Here is a 15,680-nt window from a genome sequence, read left to right on the forward strand (position 1 = left end):
AGCGCTGGGCCGGTGGCTCGGCCACCGGCCGACGGTCAGCAGCCACCGATCACGCAGCCGTGGTCGTACCAGAACTCGTAGGCGCTGGACGGCGTGCCCTCGTACAGACCGACGTTGAGCGTCGAGTCCGTGGTCCACATGAACGAGTAACTGCTCGACAGGTTGTAACAGAACACGACGCCGACCCGGCTGCCGCTGACCGTCCAGGTGCTGAAATGGTCCCCGCCGGAGCCACAGGAGCCCTGGGTGAGGCCCTGACCCGCGCTCTCCAGGTAGGCGTTCTTGTCGCTGGTCGAATCGAACTGCGCGAAATAGACCGGATGGCCGTTGTCCCGGCTGGAACAGCTGATGGAGGCGACCGGCGCCGGCGAACCCGTGAACTCGGGGAGGTTCTCGCAGTCGTCCTTGTCGATCCCGCTGTCACCGAGGCTGTCGTAGAGATCCCAGGCCTCCGAGGGCAGGTTGTCGCGCGGGTCGGGGGTCGTGGGCTCCGGCTCCGGCGAGTACTCGGTGGTGACCTCTTCTATGGGCGTCTCGACGTCGTGCGTGCTGATGACCGGGTCGGGCGTGACGACCGCGTCGCTGGTCACCGGTGGGTTCGGCGCCGGAGACACCGAACCGCCGCCCGCGACGTCGCCGCCGCCGTGGTGGCGGCTCAGCACGATCGAGGGGATGAGCACGGCCGCGAGCACCCCGACCACGGCCGCGCCGATGAGCGTCTGCCGACGGCTGCGCCGAGGGGCCGGCGGGAGGGGCGGAACGGGCGGAACGGGCGGTGGCGGCGGAGGGGGCGGCGGTACCACCGGCCCGGCCGCGGCGGGGAGGTGCGGGATCGCGGCGCCGAGGACGACGACGGTCTTCGGGTCGGCGGTCGCCACGGGTGGCCGCCCCAGCGCCTCCGTGAGCAGCTCGCTGACCAGCGGGACACCGCTCGATCCGCCGGTCAGGTACACGGCCGCGAGGTCGCCGGGCGCCTGGCCCGTGCCCTCGACCGTGGCGACCAGCTCGGCGACGGTGGCGCGCAGCCTGTCGTTGATCGCCGCCTCGAATTCGGGCCTGGTCAGCCGGATCCCGTCCTCGAGACCCGGCGGGTAGATCGTCGTGTGCGGGAAGCGGGACAGTGCCTCCTTGGCCGTGGTGATGTCAGAACGCAGCAGGTCCTGGCGACGGCGGGCGTCGCGAGACTCGCCGCTCCACAGGGCGTCCCAGGCGGCCCGGTCCTGATCGCCGGCGTCCCGCACGTGCCCGGCGACGATCTCCCGTAGCGCCTCGTCGAGGTCCTCGCCGCCGAGGTTCGGGTCACCGCCGGGACGGCCCTGCACGGTGAATCCGTCCGCGGTGCGGGTCAGGACGGCCGTGTCGAACGTGCCGCCGCCGAAGTCGTAGACGGCGACGTACGCGCCGACCGGGACGTCGTGCTGGTGGGCGTGCCAGACCGCCGCGGCGACCGGCTCGGGCACGAAGCTCGGCTCGGACAGCCCCGCCTTGCTCGCGGCCAGCCGCAGCCGGTCGAGCTCCGCCTCCCCCCAGCGGGCCGGGTGGGTGAGCACCACCCGCGCCGGCTCGTCGCCGCCGGCCAGCCGCCGCGCCTCGTCCCGGACCCGGCGCAGCAACGCCGCGACAAGATCCGCCGTGTCGACGGTCGTCTCTCCGAGCCGCGTCTGGGTGGCGTTGACGAGCGCCCTTTTCGGCAGCCGTTCCGCCCGCTCCGGAAACGCGCCACGCAACGACGTCGCCGCCCGGCCCGTGATGAGCACACCGCTCTCGTCGAGCACGACCAGCGAAGGCAGATATCGGCTCTGCTCGACCTCCACAAGGGTCGCCTCACCGCCGTCGACGGTGATCGCCGCCGTCGTGAAGCTCGTCCCGACGTCTATCGCAAGCGTCCAGCCCATCTATCCCCCCGGAAACAGATCTCGACCAGGATTGGACGTTGACGGGCGCCGAAAGGGTCCCCGCCAACCGGCCTCGCCGCGCGGGAGCCGCGGCGGTTCTGTCAGCGGTTGCCGGTCTCGGCGTCCAGCGTGAGCAGGGTGCCGGCGGACGTGCCCACGGCGACGAGGGCCGACGCGCCGAGGCCAGGCAAACCCGTGATCACGATCGGCGAGGCGTCCGACAGGCCGCCGAGCTTCGCCGTCCAGCGGCTGGTGCCCGTCGCGGCGTCCAGCCCGTGCAGCCGGCCCCGGGCACCCGTGATCACCACCAGGCCGGCGGCGAGGGCCGCGTTCGCGTGGTCACCGCCGATGTGCCGGGTCCAGCGGACGGAACCGTCCCGGGTGTCCACCGCGGTCAGCATCCCGCCCTGGCTGGTGAGATACGCGATCCCCTCCGGGTCGACGGCGGGCGCGGTATAGACGCCGCCGCTCAGCGGGCGACGCCACCGTGCCTGCCCGGTCGCCGCGTCGATCCCGTGCAGCACGTGGGCGTGACTTCCGACGACGACCAGGTCCGCCTGCCCCGTCGAGGCGGTGAGGACCGCTGGGGCCGACCAGATCGCCCCACCGGCGTCGTACTGCCAGCGCAGGTCACCCTCGTCTGTCCCGACGGCATAGAGCAGACCGTTGCCGCAGCCGACGTAGAGCGTGTCGCCGACGACAGCCGGTGCGGCGGCGACCCAGCCACCGGCGGGCTGGATCCACCGGACCGCTCCGGTCTCCGCGTCCAGGGCGTACACCCTGCCGTCCCAGCCGCCGGCGAACAGGAGGCCGCCGGACAGCGCCGGCGCGGCGTCCACGCCGCTTGCCCCGTGGAACACCCAGCGCGGCTGGCCCGTCGCCGCGTCCAGGGCCAGGAGCTGGTTCGGTCGGCCGCCGCAGTAGACGACGCCGTCCGCGACGACCGGCGACGAACCGCCGTTGCCGAGGCCCAGGGCCCAGGGCTGGTGACCAGTCGCCAGGTCGACCGCGTGCAGCCTCCCGGCCACGCCGGTCACGAACAGCGTCGGCCTGCCACCAGGACCCACCCCGACGGCGGGTGACCCCGCGCCCAGCCGGCTGATCTTCGTCTTCCAGAGACCGGGCTGGGACGCCAGCGTCGGCCCAGTGCTGGCGGTTGCCGCGTACTGCCGCGGCCCGGCCGGAGCCGCCGGGGGAAGGCCGCCCCAGCCGGTTCCAGGCGGTGGCGTGCCCGGCGCCGGGCCAGCGGCCGCAGACGTGACCGCCGCCGGTACTCCCGGCCATCCCGGCGGAACCGGATCGGCCCAGGCGTGGGCACCGGTCCGCCGGGGGCCACCGCGGAACAGCGCCGCCGAGCCCGGAGCGGCGGCGCCCGGTACCCGGGACCCGTCGCCTGCCCGAGCGGTGACGGACGGCTGGCCGACCGGCGGCTGACCAACGGCCGGCGGCCCGACGGGCGGGCGACTGACCAGCGGCGGGGGACCAGCCGGGCGGCCGACGGGCGTCTGGCCTACCGGCGGGCGGCTGACCAGCGGTGGCGCGGCGGTCGGGCCGGCCGCGATCAGGGCGCCGAGAGCGGTGACGGTCTTCGGATCGCCGGTGGCGCGCGGGAGCTGGCCGGTGCGGGCGCTGACCAGCTCGCTGACCCGGGGCATCCGGGTGGCGTTGCCGGTGAGGCAGATCGCGGACAGCTGTTCCGGGGCCAGCCCGGCGGAGGCGATCGTGGCGACCAGCTCGTCGATGCTGGCGTCGAGCCGGCCGCCGACGGCGTCCTCCAGCTCCCGGCGCGTGACCCGGATGCCGTCGTCGAAGCCCATCAGATAGAGGGTGTGCGTCGCGGAGCGGGACAGCGACTCCTTGGCCAGGACGAGGTCCTGGCGGGTGAGCGCGCGGGTGCGGTTGCCGGCCCGTGACGTGTCCGACCAGAGCCGGTCCCAGCGGGCCTGGTCGAGATCGGCCGCATGCCCGCCGACCACCTCCAGCATCGCCTCGTCGACGTCCTCCCCGCCGAAGTGCCCGTCCCCGCCCGGGCGGCCCACCACGGTGAAGCCACCACCGACCCGCCGGAGCACCGCCGTGTCCAGCGTGCCGCCCCCGAGGTCGTAGATGGCGACGTGCCCGCCGTCGGGGATGTCCTCGCTGGCCGCGTACCAGCTGGCCGCCGCCACCGGCTCCGACACGAACACCGGAGTCGGCAGCCCCGCCTTCTCCGCGGCCAGCCGCAGCTTGTCCAGGTCGGCCGCCGTCCAGCGGGCCGGGTGGGTCAGCACCGCTCGCGACGGCGGCGTCCCGTCCGACCTCCGCCTCGCCTCCGCGGCCACCCGCCGCAGCACCGCCGCGACGACGTCGACGGTCCCGACCGTCTCCTCGCCGAGCAGGATCGCCTCCGCGGTGACCAGCGCTCGCTTCGGCAGCCGCTCCAGCCGCTCCGGAAACGCCCCGCCCTGGCTGACGGCCGTCTTCCCTGTCGTCAGTTGCCCGTCCGGGTCCAGCCACACGGCGGACGGCAGATACCTGCTGTTGTCGATCTCCAGCACCTCGGCGGCCCCGCCACCGACCTGCCAGGCCGCGCAGGTGAAACTCGTCCCGAAGTCGACCGCCAAGGACCAGCCCGTCATCGCCGCCCACTTTCCCCGGTGCCTGACGGCGTCGCGGGGCTTCTCGTGTTGGCGACAGTCCGCCGCAGCTCAATCAGTGCGGGAATCAGATCGGAGTAATAGTCCGAGGCGATCAGCGTGATTCCTGCCTGCGCGAGGATGTCGTGCCCGCCGCTGGCAGCGGTGGTGAAGCTCGTGCCGACATCGATCGCCAACACCCAGCCAGCCATATTCCCGTTCCCCCCGGAGCAGTGATGGCGTCCATGTCTCGGAATCCAGGCACGAGCTGGGCGCCTGACCCCTCGACGAAGGTTGGACGCCGCCGCCGGCCGAAAAGGTCCTGAAACTGTTGGCGGCCGTGGCCGCGGATGACCCGGGACCGGAGCCATGGCGGTCCGCCACGACGTCCAAGGCGCGACGCGTCCGCGCACCCGTCGTCCCGGGCTGACGGCCGGCGGGACGCGCTTCCCGCCCGGTCAGGATCGGGCGGGGTCGTCGTCGCCCAGCTGGCGGGCGTAGAGGTGGGCGTAGGCGCCGTCGCGGGCGAGCAGGTCGTCGTGGGCGCCCGACTCGACGACCTGCCCGTCCGCCATCACGTGGATCACGTCGGCGTCGACGATGGTGGACAGCCGGTGGGCGATCACGACGCGGGTCCGGCCGACCCCCAGGCGGGCGAGCGCCTCCTGCACGATCTGCTCGGTGACCGAGTCGAGCTGGGAGGTCGCCTCGTCGAGGACGAGCATCGGCGGGTCCGCCAACAGCACCCGGGCCAGTGCCACCCGCTGGCGTTCGCCACCGGAGAGCTGGTAACCCCGCGCGCCGACGACCGTCTCGAGCCGTTTCGGCAGCTTCTCCAACAGCGAGCCGAGGCCGGCGTCGAGCGCGGCCGCCTCCAGCTCGGCGTCGGTGGCGTCGATCCGGCCGTACCGGATGTTCGCCGCGATCGTGTCGTGAAACATGTAGGGGTCCTGCGGGACGACGCCGACGATCGAGCGCAGCCGCCGCCAGTCCATCGTCGCGAGGTCCTCGCCGTCGCAGCGGATGTGGCCGCGGGTGGCGAGGTAGAGACCGGCGAGCAGGCCACCGAGCGTGCTCTTGCCGGCGCCGCTGGCCCCGACGATCGCGGTCTTCGCGCCGGCGGCGGCGACCAGGTTGAGGTCCCGCAGGGCCCACTCCTGCTCGACGGCCACGGCGGCGTCGGCCTTGGCCGCGGCGGCCAGCTCGGCCTCCTCGCGCCGGTTCTCGGCGGCCTCGGCGCCCTGGACGTCCCACCAGCGCCGGCCGAGCTCCCGGCCGGCCGCCGTCCAGTCGGATTTCGGGTCGCGTTCGTAGCGGAACCAGAGACCCTCGATCCGGATCTCGGGCGCCGACCGCCAGGCCCGCGCGTAGCCGACTCCGGCCTCGCCCCCCTGCGCGGGGACAAGCGGTCCACGCGCCGGTGTCGCCGCCGCGGCGGCCCGACCGACACCGACGACCGGCAGGTCACGCACGTCGGTGTCGACGTCGAGCAGCCCGAAGACCCGCTCGAAGGCGACCCCGGCGTCCAACAGGTCCGAGCGGCTCTCGGCCAGCCCGGTCACCGGCCGGTAGGCGTAGACGAGCGCGCTCGCGAAGGCGAGCAGGGTGCCGATCGTGGCCCGGTCGGTGCTGACCAGCCAGGAGCCGAAGCCGACGACGATGACGACCGCGACCGCGGACCCGGCCGACGACATGAGCTGGGCGCGGGCGTTGACCCGGTTGCGCCGCTGCGCGGTCCGGCGGATGCCGTCGGCGATCTCGGCGTACCGGCGTGACTCGTGCTCGGTGCGGTCGAACAGCCGGATGTGCAGCGCGCCGGAGACGCCGGTCGTGTCGCCGATCTGGGCGAAGTGCTTCACCCGCAGCTTGATCAGCTCGATGGACAGGCTGCGGCCCTCCCGGCGCCCGACGGCCAGCAGCGCGAAGACCCCGGGCGCGAGTACTAGCGAGACGGCGGCGAGCCGCCAGTCGAGGACGGCGATGGTCGCGACGCCGACGACCGCGCTGATCGCGGTCGTCACCGCGCGCGGCAGCACCATCGCGACGGCGGTCTCGATCTCGTCGGCGTCCCGGCCGAACAGGGTGAACAGCTCGCCCTGGCGCTGCCCCGGGAAGAACGCGAACGGCACCCGCAGCAGCTGGTCGTGCACCGCCTGGCCGGCACGCTGCCCGACCAGCTCGCCGAGCCCCGAGCTGAGCACCGACGAGACGGCGTTCGCGAGGGCCTGCAACAGCGCGACGACGAGCAGCGCCGCCACCGAGACGATCAGCGCGGAGTTCCCGTGCGGCGCCGTGAGGCCGGTGTCGATCAGATGGCGCAGGATGAACGGCGCGGCCGCGAAGGAGAGCGCGCCGGCGAGATCCATCGCGACGATCGCGACGAGCCTGGGCCCCGCGTCGTCGAAGAACCGCACGCTGCGCCGCGCGGTCGTGCTGCCCGTGAGCCGCCCCAGCAGCCAGGCCGTCGCCCGCGGGACCAACGGCACCCGCCGCCCGGCCGTGGCCCCCGGCGAGACCGTTGACATCCCTGTCGGGTCCGACACCCCAGCCCGCGACCCCTTGAACTCGTCCGCCACAGGAACCACCACCCCCGTGCTAGGTCCACCTGACAACCGGAGAACCTAACCCGGGTATGTGACACTTTTTCGGCCTTCGGTCAGGCCGCCGCGAGCTGACCCAGCACCGGCGGGAGCTCGCCGGTGTGCACGACGGTGAGCGAACGGGTGGCGCGGGTGAGCGCGACATAGAGGTCGGCGAGGCCGCGCGTCGGCCCGGCGAGCAGCTCAGCCGGCTCGACCAGCAGGACGGCGTCGAACTCCAGGCCCTTGCTGTCGGCGACGCTCAGCACGGCCACCCGGGCGTCGAGCACGTCCGCGTTCGTCCCGTCCACGCTCCTGGCCGCCGCGGCCCCGGCCCGGGCGCCCGCGCCGGTGCGGGCACCGTCGGCGTCCGGGTTCCCGGCGGCACCGAGCAGCTCGGGCGCGACCCGCCACAGCGCGGCACGCACCGCCGGCAGCGCCGGAGGCGCCGTGATCACCGCGATCCGGCCCTCACCGATCATCCCGGCCGTCCGGATCGTCTCGGCGACGACCGCGTCGACGAGCGCCGCCTCGGCCCGGTCCCGGTCGGCCGGGCTCCGGTCGGCCCAAGCCCGGTCGGCCGGGCCGCCGTCGAGGCGCTGCTGGTCGGCCTGTCCCCCGGGTGCGCCGGCCCGGATCGCCAGCGGCTTCTCGCCGACCGAGCGGACCGACTCCGGTGGTGTCGCGCCGGGCACCGCCACGGCGAGGACGTCGGCGGCGACATCCATGATCTCGCGGGGGGTGCGGTAGTTGACGGTGAGCCGCTCGACCCGGAACCGGTCCCCGACATGGGGGGTGAGGATCTGCGCCCAGCTCGTCGGCGCCCCGGGGCGGGCCGCCTGGGCGAGGTCACCGACGAGGGTGGCGCTGCGCGCCGGGCAGCGCCGCCACAGCAGCCGCCACAGCATCGGCGAGACCTCCTGAGCCTCGTCGACGATCAGGTGGCCGAACGCCCACTCGCGGTCGGTGGCGCCGTGCTCGGCCGCGCTCGCCCGCCGCCGCGGGCCGCGCCACCGGTCGGCGACGGTCTCGGCGTCGAGCTGGCCGGCCAGGCCCAGCATCTCCAGGACGTCCTCGGCGTACCGCATCTCGGCGGCGCGCTCGCGGGCCGCCCGCGCCTCGGCCGCCGCCCGGCTGCCCTCGTCCGGGTCACCGAGCAGCTCGGCAGCCTCGTCCAGCAGCGGCACGTCGGCCACCGTCCACACCCGGTTGACCTGGCCACGGCGCGGCGGCGCCGGCCGCTCGGCGGCTTCCAGAGCGCTGAAAAGGTCATCGCCGCCGGTCCCGGCCGGCGCGGCTCCCCGGTCTCCCGAACCGGCGGCGCCACCGGACGCGCCGGCCTCGCCCCGGCGGAGCAGGGCCTGCTCGGCCGGCGTCAGGGTCCTGGCGACCGCCCTGGCGAGCAGGTTCGGATCGGTGTAGAGCCGGTCGAGCAGCTGGGCCGGGGTGACCCGCGGCCACAGCGCGTCGAGCTCGCGGCGGACCACCGGGTCGGCCCACAGGCCGTCACGGACGTCGGCGCGCTCGTCGTCGTCCAGCAGCCCGCCGGAGATCTGCTTCACGACCTGGCTGGTCAGCTCGTCCAGCAGCTCGCGCAGGAACACCAACCTGGCCCCGTTGTGCGGGCGGCGGCTGCGCCGGGCCCGGGTGCGGGCCCGGGCGACGGTGTCCCGGTCCAGCCGCAGGACCCGGTCGTCGTCATGGAGGATCTCGATCGTCCGGCGCGGCAACCTCTGGTGGTCGCGCACCGCGGCCGCGAGCACGGCGGCCATCCGCTCGTCGCCCTTGATGGTCGCGACCGCGACCGGGTCGGTGGCGGTCGCCGCGACGCCGGGGTAGAGCCGCCCGGGGGTCGCGAACACCACACCGGTCTCGCCGAGCGACGGCAGCACCTGGTCGATGTAACGCAGGAACACCGGGCTCGGGCCGACGATCAGGACGCCGGAGCGCTCCAGCCGGGCCCGCTCGGTGTAGAGGAGATAGGCGGCCCGGTGCAGGGCTACCGCGGTCTTGCCGGTCCCCGGCCCACCGTCGACGACCAGCACCGATCGGGCGTCGGCCCGGATGATGCGGTCCTGCTCGGCCTGCAGGGTGGCGATGATGTCGCCCATCCGGCCGGTGCGCGGCGCCGACAGAGCGTCCAGCAGCATCGTGTCGCCGGTGGGCGTGTCAGCGGCGGGAGCGGAGCCGTCGGCGTCCTGGGCGGTCCGGCCGCCCTCGCCGGGGCCGACGGCGAGCAGGTCGTCGGCGACACCGGTGACCTCACGGCCCTTGGTGCGCAGGTGGCGGCGGCGGGTCAGCCCGCGCGGGTCGGCGAGCGTCGCCTGGTAGAAGGCCGTGGCGACCGGCGCGCGCCAGTCGACAAGGATCGGCTCCTGCTCGACGTCGGACAGCCCGATCCGGCCGATGTAGGTGCGCGCGCCGTCGAAACGGTCCATCGCTCCGAAGCACAGCCGGCCCTCGGCGGCCTCCAGCCTGGCCAGCCGTTCGGCGTGGGTGGCCGCGAAGACGTCGCGTTCCACCACGGACTGCGGCGTCCCGGTGCCGACGTCGAGCAGCACCTGGCGCAGCTGGCTGCGGGTGAGATCGCTGACCTCGTCGAGCCGGGAGTACAGGAGATCGAGGTAGGCCTGTTCGCGGGCGAGCCGCGGGTCACGGGTCGAGGACACGGCGCTCCTCCGCGGCTGGGGAGCCCGCGCTCCGCGGCCGGCGGGGGCGGACGGGCTCGACTGGCTGGGACTGGCTCGTTCGGCGGTCGCATCGGCGACAGGCGCGAAGCCTGCACCGTAACAGCCGAGCCATCGGCAATCTTCCCAGCCTCGCCCGCGCCGCCCGCGCGGGCTACCGCGTGGAGGCCGCGTCCAGGACGTCCTCGGTGTCGTGCTCCAGCCGGCTGCGCACGAGCGCGGCCACCAGCTTGGGGAACTGGTCCCGGTCGATCAGGTTCAGCAGCCGGCGCGGCTCGGCGGGCAGGCCGAGCTCCCGGGCGGTCTGGCGGGTGCGGGCGTCGACGTAGGGGATCAGTTCGTCCCAGCCGGCCTGTGCCTCCCGCAGGAAGATGTCGGCGCCGACCGGCCCGATGCCCTTGACCTGCAGCAACAGGTCACGCTCGCGGTCGCGGTGGTGGTCGGTCGCCTCGCGGATCGCCCGGATGTCGCCGTCGTAGGTCTCCAGCAGGAAGTGGCAGGACTCGCCGAGGATGCGGGCGGTGCTCTCGTCGTAGCGCGCGTAGCCGTGCTTGTTGAGCACCTGGACCCGCTGCTCCCAGGTGGTCTCGGCCATGACCCGCGGGCTGGTCCAGCCCTGGTCGAACAGCGCGTTCGCCGCTTCCAGGGCGGCCGAGGACCGGATCCGGGCGCTCGCGAGTGTCGCGAAAACCAGCAGCCGGAACATGGCCTCGGCGGTGTCCGCCGGGACGTCGGCCGCGAAGTCGTCGGCGAACGTCCGGCCATGGCGTGACATCAGCTCGGCGATGACAGCCTCGGGATCGGCTACAGCCATTCCCACGGGTTACCCACGATCGCAGGCGGTCACTCAGGACGCGGACTACACCAGGCCCTTGCCGACACTCGTAGACCACTCTGCGAGGATTTCTCGGGACGATATGCCCTACCGTGACCCGCGAACGCCAGCAGTAGTCCGAAGCCAGCAATGCTCCGAAGCCAGCACGGGTCCGGCGGGCGCCAGCGGCGACCAGCGAGGGGGAAGCGCGACAGTGCTGCTCCACGGGGTCTTACGCCGGTTTCCAGGCCTGGCCGGCCGTCGGCGACCCGGTCCGGGACGCGGTGACGCTCGGCCGGCGGCGCCCAGAGCGGGTGGAGCGGCACGGGCATGTTGACCCCCCTGGGCCCCACCGACCGGCGGTCCGTCGGCCCGTACCGGCTGCGGGGCCGGCTCGGCTCCGGTGGCATGGGCACCGTCTACCTCGGGGTGAGCACGGACGGCCAGCCGGTCGCCGTGAAGGTCATCCGCGCGGACCTGCTGGACGAGCCCGAGTTCCGCGGCCGGTTCCGCCGCGAGGTCAGCGCGGCGGCCCGGGTCCGCGGCAGCTGCGTCGCGCAGGTACTGGATGCCGACCCGGACGCCGACGAGCCCTGGATGGTGACCGAGTACGTCGAGGGCGCCAACCTCATGGCGGCGGTCACCCGTGGCGGCGCGCTGCGGAGCGCGAACCTGCTCACCCTGGCCGTCGGGCTCGCCGAGGGCCTGGTGGCCGTGCACGCCGCCAACGTGGTGCACCGCGACCTCAAGCCCGCGAACATCCTGCTCTCCTGGGAGGGCCCGAAGATCATCGACTTCGGGCTCGCCCGAGCCGAGGACCTCACCAGCAACACCAGCACCGGCAACGTCATCGGCACGGTCGCCTGGATGGCGCCCGAGCAGCTCAACGGCGACCCGGCGACCCGGGCCACCGACGTCTTCACCTGGGGCATGTGCGTCGCCTTCGCCGCGCGCGGCCGCCACCCGTTCGACGCGCAGACCGCCGCCGCGACCGCGATGCGCATCCTGTCCACCGAGCCGGCGCTGGACGGCGTGCCCGACGAACTGCTGCCCGCCGTCAGCGCCGCCCTGCGGCGCGACCCAGCCCAGCGGCCTGACGCCGTCGCCCTGGTAGCGATCCTCACCGGGCAGCCGGTCGAGGACCCGGTCGAGGCCGGCCCCGCCGCCCGGCGGCTGCTGGCCGACTGGGTGCCGCCCGCCGCGACGCCCGGGACGACCGCCGGCCGCGCCCTGATCGGCGAAAGCGGCTCGGACGCGAACACGCCGGTCCCGGCGGCCCGCGCCGGGACCGTTCTCGAGGCGGCTGGGAGCGCGCTGCCTGCCGGCGGACCCGCGCCACGGGCGGTCGGGCCCGCGCACCCGGCGGACGGTGTCGGCGTCGCCCTGGCCGGCCTGGTCAGGGCGCTCGCCAGCCCGGCTCCGCCAGTCGTCGTCGACCCGGTTGACGACCCGAACGAGTCCACCACGCCGCTGGTGCGTCCGCCGGCCGCCGCCGAGCCGGGGGCCGCGATGGCGGGCCCGGCGATGGCGGGCCCGGCGATGACGGGCGCGGCCATGACGGGCGCGCGGTCCGAGCGGGTCGACGTTGTCGACGGGTCGGCGTTCGCGCTGTTCGCCCAGCCCGGGGACGCGGCCGGGCTCGCGGTCGCCGACGCCGACGCCGACGCCGCCAGCGCGCAAGGCCAGGCCGATGCCGCCGCACCGCCGTCGTCACCGGCCGCGGTGGCGGCAGGGGCGGCACAGGCGGCGGGGGCGGTCGCGGCGCAACCGGCGGCGGCGCGGGCGGGGGCGCAGCCGGTCCAGGCGCCGGCCGGTGCCACCGGCACCGCCGCGGCACCGCGGGAGCTCGGGGCCCGGGCACTGCGCCGCCGGCGCCGCCGTCGGCGGCTGGTGCTGCTCGCGCTGGTGGCGGTCATGCTCCTGATCGCGGCCCTGATAGCGAGGCCGCTGATCGAGGCCGACCGCTCCGGCGGTAGCCCGACCGCCGCCGGGAACGGGCCCGGCGGCCCGCTGACGGCTGGGGCGACCGGCCCGGCCGCCCTGGGTGGCCCGGTCGGCGGACCAGGCCGGGGCAACGGCGGGCCCGCGGGCGCGTCCGGCCCCGGCCAGCTGGCGCCTACGGCCACCGGCACCGCGGACGCCTCGGGGGTGGCGACGCCGCCGAGTGGCCAGGCCACGGCCCCGCTGGGACAGCCGAGCTCCTCCGGCCTCCCGATCGATGCCGCCCCACCGGCCCGCACGGTCGTCGTCAACGCGAACGGCGGCCCGGTGACGGTCTACTTCGGCCCGACGACGCTCAGCCTGTTCGGCGGCGCGAGCGGCACGGTCCCCAGCGGCACGCCGGTGGACGTCTACTGCGGCGTCTACGCCCAGCAGGTCACGGCCGGCAACACGACGACCCGGCTGTGGGTGTACACGAACTCGGGCTGGATTCCGGCCGGGTACGTCCAGTCCGGCACCTCGGCGCCCACCGGCGCACCGGCCTGCGTCGGCTCGGTCAGCCGGCCCCAGCTCGGCTCGAGTGCGCCCCGGCCGGACACCGGGCCGTTCCCGGTCACCAAGACCGTCGCCATCCTCCAGATCGTCGGCGGCGTGGTCGGCGCGCTGACGAACGCGCTGCTCGGCGCCGACCCGGTGGGCCAGCTGGTCGGCGGGGCGCTGGTCGTGCTGCGCTGCCAGCAGACGGACGGGAAAAACACCGTCTGGGACCAGCTGCTCTCGGGTGGCTGGGTCCAGCACTCCTACATCTACAGCGGCACGAACGGCTCGCCCGCCCCGGCCTGCTGACCCGCGCCGCCCGGCTGGCCTCGTCGGCCTTGTCCGGCCCGCTCCCGTCCGGCCCGTCCCGCTCCGGTCCGGCTTGCCCGGCTGACCCGCTCCTTCTGACCTGCTCCGTCGGGGCGGGACGGCCCACCCCCGGCCGGACTTCGGCTCTTGTCGGGGACGACGGCGCCTCGCGGGGAAGGTAGTCGGTAAGGATGGCATCAACTGCCGGGGTTGCTGCCGCGCCGGGCCCGGCCGCGCGTTCGCGCCCTGGCCGGCCGTGAAGCGAGGGGACGGACCATGTCCATGGAAGGAACGACGATCTCCGCGGCACAGGTCCAGGCGGCGGTCGAGGCCGCCGGCCTCGCGCCGTCGATCCACAACAGCCAGCCGTGGAAGTGGCGGCTGCGCGGCGACACGCTGGAGCTGTCCGCCGACCTGAGCCGCGCCCTTCCCGTGATCGACCCGGACCATCGCCAGCTGTTGGTCAGCTGCGGTGCAGCGCTGCTCAACGGCTGGCTGTCGTTGCGGGCTGCCGGGCTCGACGTCGAGGTCGCCGAGCTGCCCGACGGCCCTGACATCAGCGCCGGGCGGCTGGCCACGTTGGAGGTCCTGGGCAACCGGCCGCCGACCGAGGACGAGGCCCGGCTGGCCGCGGCGATCACCCAGCGACACACCGACCGCCGCCCGTTCGGGCCCGGCGCGGTGCCCGCCGACGAGATCCGCGAGCTGCGCCGCGCGGCCGAGGCCGAGGGCTGCTGGCTGTCGGTGCTGACCGGCGAGGACGCCCGGGTGGAACTGGCGGTCCTCCTGGCGAGGGCCGACTGGTTCGAGCACCACGACCCGCAGTACCTGGCCGAACTCGCCGACTGGACCCGGACCGACCCCGACGCCGTCGACGGCATCACCTGGGCGACGGCCGACCCGGGCGCGAAGCCCCAGTACGCCGAGTTCCCGCTGCGCGACTTCACCGGCGGTGCCGGTGGCGCTGGTGCCGGAGCCGGAGCCGGAGCCGATGGCGGGGCTGGCGGCGGCGGCCGGGCTGAGGCGGGCCCGGCTCTCGATGACACAGTCGAGCATCCGGAGGCGCTGGTGCTCGGCACCGACGCGGACGGGCCGACGGACCGGCTGCGCGCCGGCCGTGCGCTCGGCCGGGTGCTGCTGGCGGCGACCACCGCCGGGCTCGCGACCTCCCCGCTGGGCCAGGCGGTCGACATCGAGGCGACCCGCACGCTGGTCCGCTCGGCCACGGGCGGCGCCGGCCACGCCCAGATGATCCTGCGCGCCGGCTACCCGGACCGCTCCATCCCGCCCCTGACCCCGACGAAGCGCCGTCCCGTCTCCGAGGTCCTGGAGCACGTCAGCATGACCTGACTGGTGCCGGCCCGGCGGACACCGCCCCGCGCCGCCCGCCGGCTCGAGGGCCGCCCGCCGGCTTGATCGCTGGTTTGGCCCTCGCCTGGTCATCAAACCGCGCCGGTTACAGCCACGCGAGGGCCAAAACGCCGATCTTGCTGGTCTCGAGGCGCGGCCAGCCTCGTCAGACGCGACGCTTGTCCCGACCAGGACCTCGAATCGCCGCGGTCGAGGCCCGTAGGTCCGGTCAGGGGACGTAGGACCAGCCTGACCATCGAGTCACGCTGACCAGGATCGCGGGCCCGGCCGGGGGCCGGTCGCGGTATTGCGGGTAACGGGCGGACAGGGCACGCACCGCCGTGGCATGGACCGGATGCGCAGGCTCGACGACTTGGGCGATGCCATCCGCCCGCGCCCACCACAGACGAGTCCATTCGTCGTCGTACTCGTCCACGAGCAGGGTCACGCGCGGTTCGTGGGCGATGTCGTCCAACCGGCGCAGCCGCGTCGTCCGCTTCGGCTTGTGGTCGACCGCCATCACGATCGTCCCCAGCGCGTCGGGCGTCCCCAGCCCGTCCTGCGTCCCCAGGATGCCTGGCGTGCCCAGCCCGACCGGCGTTCCCAGGATGTCCGGCCCAGGCAGGAGGGCGAAGGTGACGGGCACGAGCCGGGGCGCTCCCCCGGCCGCGACGGTCGCGAGCCGCGCGACCCGCGCGGCCGCGAACCGGGCGCGAGCCTCCCCTGGCGTCACCGCGTACGCCTGCCCTGACCTCGGAACACGTCCATGGGCCGGATCAAACAGCACACTCCCCTGGCGTGCGCCGTTTGCGTTCGGCGCCACGAGTGCGTCCACTGCCGCGTCCTGGACGGAATGCCGCGAATCCGCTCGGTGGTCGAGCCACCGCCGTGATCGGTCGCCTTCGCGGATGACTCGGTCAAGAGACGGCTTGCTCGACGCCGTGCTGGGAGAT

9 protein-coding genes are annotated in these 15,680 nt (G+C 74.8%); 2 read left to right on the top strand and 7 right to left on the bottom strand.

The annotated features are described in order from the left end of the window. Positions 1-35: 35 nt before the first annotated feature. The 6 genes from FRAEUI1C_RS28495 to FRAEUI1C_RS28520 form a co-directional block, all read right to left on the bottom strand. Positions 36-1,895 carry an Hsp70 family protein gene (locus FRAEUI1C_RS28495; protein WP_013426835.1) on the bottom strand — a complete coding sequence of 620 codons (1,860 nt, stop codon included), beginning with the start codon at positions 1,893-1,895 and terminating at the stop codon, positions 36-38. Positions 1,896-1,996: 101 nt separating this feature from the next. Beyond that, entirely contained in the window at positions 1,997-4,513 is a 2,517-nt protein-coding gene (locus FRAEUI1C_RS36740; RefSeq protein WP_013426836.1) for an outer membrane protein assembly factor BamB family protein, read from the bottom strand. Next, complete coding sequence (locus tag FRAEUI1C_RS28505) at positions 4,510-4,710, bottom strand: hypothetical protein (protein WP_157735066.1); 201 nt, start codon at positions 4,708-4,710, stop codon at positions 4,510-4,512. The genes FRAEUI1C_RS36740 and FRAEUI1C_RS28505 overlap by 4 nt, the downstream gene beginning before the upstream one ends. A gap of 258 nt (positions 4,711-4,968) precedes the next feature. Continuing rightward, positions 4,969-7,035 carry an ABC transporter ATP-binding protein gene (locus FRAEUI1C_RS28510; protein WP_157735067.1) on the bottom strand — a complete coding sequence of 689 codons (2,067 nt, stop codon included), beginning with the start codon at positions 7,033-7,035 and terminating at the stop codon, positions 4,969-4,971. A gap of 131 nt (positions 7,036-7,166) precedes the next feature. Continuing rightward, positions 7,167-9,758, bottom strand: a complete 2,592-nt coding sequence (locus tag FRAEUI1C_RS28515) for a HelD family protein (protein WP_013426839.1) — start codon at positions 9,756-9,758, stop codon at positions 7,167-7,169. A gap of 172 nt (positions 9,759-9,930) precedes the next feature. Beyond that, positions 9,931-10,590, bottom strand: a complete 660-nt coding sequence (locus FRAEUI1C_RS28520) for an HhH-GDP family DNA glycosylase (protein WP_013426840.1) — start codon at positions 10,588-10,590, stop codon at positions 9,931-9,933. A 330-nt stretch (positions 10,591-10,920) separates the two neighbouring features. On the opposite strand from FRAEUI1C_RS28520, the gene FRAEUI1C_RS36745 reads away from it, so the two are divergent. Beyond that, a complete protein-coding gene (locus tag FRAEUI1C_RS36745; RefSeq protein WP_013426841.1) occupies positions 10,921-13,377 on the top strand; it encodes a serine/threonine-protein kinase in 2,457 nt (818 codons plus the stop codon). 276 nt (positions 13,378-13,653) lie between these two features. Beyond that, entirely contained in the window at positions 13,654-14,727 is a 1,074-nt protein-coding gene (locus tag FRAEUI1C_RS28530) for an Acg family FMN-binding oxidoreductase (RefSeq protein WP_013426842.1), read from the top strand. Positions 14,728-14,956: 229 nt separating this feature from the next. Here the strand turns inward: FRAEUI1C_RS28530 and FRAEUI1C_RS28535 are convergent, their stop codons facing one another. Continuing rightward, positions 14,957-15,460 carry a TIGR03668 family PPOX class F420-dependent oxidoreductase gene (locus FRAEUI1C_RS28535; protein WP_041259685.1) on the bottom strand — a complete coding sequence of 168 codons (504 nt, stop codon included), beginning with the start codon at positions 15,458-15,460 and terminating at the stop codon, positions 14,957-14,959. Positions 15,461-15,680: the final 220 nt, after the last annotated feature.

This window comes from Pseudofrankia inefficax (assembly GCF_000166135.1).
GTDB lineage: Bacteria > Actinomycetota > Actinomycetes > Frankiales > Frankiaceae > Pseudofrankia > Pseudofrankia inefficax.